General features: G+C 75.6%; 1 protein-coding gene. It reads right to left on the bottom strand.

What is annotated here, in order from left to right:
- Positions 1 to 977: glycosyltransferase family 4 protein (locus tag G3I19_RS36500; RefSeq protein WP_343235315.1), on the bottom strand; the 977-nt coding region annotated here is incomplete at its 3' end.
- Positions 978 to 1,260: the final 283 nt, after the last annotated feature.

Genomic DNA, 1,260 nt, shown 5'->3' with positions numbered 1-1,260 from the left:
CCGGTCACCCGTGCGGCCAGCGCGCGCGGATCGCCGTACGGGACGAGTTCGGCCGCGTCGCCCACCAGCTCGGGCACCCCGCCGACCGCCGTGGCGACCAGCGGCACCCCCAGCCGCAGCGCCTCCTGCGCCAGCAGGGACCGCGCCTCCCAGCGGCTGGACAGCACGGCGACATCGGCGGCGGCGAGCAGCTCCGTCACATCCTCACGGCTGCCGATGAGGCGGACCGCGAGCGCGTCGGCCGTGATCCGGCTCTGCAGCGCGGCACGCTCCGCGCCCTCGCCCGCGATCACCAGCAGCGGCACCGGGTCCAGGTGCTGCCAGAGCCGGGCCGCGTCCAGCAGCGTCCCGTAACCGCGGTGTGCGACCAGGCTGCCCACGGTCATCACCAACGGCCGGTCGACCGCGCCCAGTTCCGCCCGCGCCTTGCTCTCGGGGCCTTTCTCGGCGATCCGGGGTGCGGGGACAGCGACCGGCGCGAGCCGTGCGTCGCGCGCCCCCCGGCTGCGCGCCCTGTCGACCAGCTCGGAGGACGTACCGAAGACAACTGCCGCCGCTCTGACCGCCCTTCGCTCCAGCAGCCGCAGCAGACGGCTCCGTGCGCCTTCGGCGTGCGGACGGGTGTGCCAGGTGACCACGAGCGGCCGCCGCAGGCCGCTGAGCGCGAGCGATGTCCGTACGGCGGCGTTCAGGCCGTGCGCGTGGACGATGTCGGCCCGCAGACAGGCGGCGCGCAGCGCGGCGACGGACGCCGGATCACTGCGCCGGGGTACGGGCACGAAGTGCGCGCCCGCCTCCCCGAAGCCGTACGTCCGCTCGAGTTCGGCGGGGGCGCACACGGTGACGTGCACGCCCCTCTCGACCAGGCCGCCGGTGATCGACCGGACATGTGCGCTGCTGCCGGCGCTGCCGCCGCCCAGCACCTGCACGGCGCAGAGAGGTGAACGGCCGTACGGCGGGACCTGGGTGCTGCTCACTGACCGGAGCTCCTGAGTCGGCGTCGGACGGATGTGTGCGCCCCAGGATGCCAGCCCGCGCACGGGTTGCGGCACTCTCCGGGGGGCCGAGCCCCTGTGCGGTCGCGTCAACGCGCCGGAGCTGTCACCCGCATGGGTGAGCTGCGGCTCAACAGGCTGCCGCGCGGCTCACCTTGTCACCGTACGCGGCGGCGGCGACCACCGCTGCCGCGTGCGCCGCGAGTCCGGGCCGCCCGTTCCCGGCGACGATCGCCACACCGAGGGCGGCGCCGAGCGCGTGCGC

The organism is Streptomyces sp. SID10853, from assembly GCF_010548145.1.
Taxonomy (GTDB): Bacteria; Actinomycetota; Actinomycetes; order Streptomycetales; family Streptomycetaceae; genus Streptomyces.
Note: the sequence above shows the minus strand (reverse complement) of the source record. Positions and strands in the feature narration are given on the sequence as shown.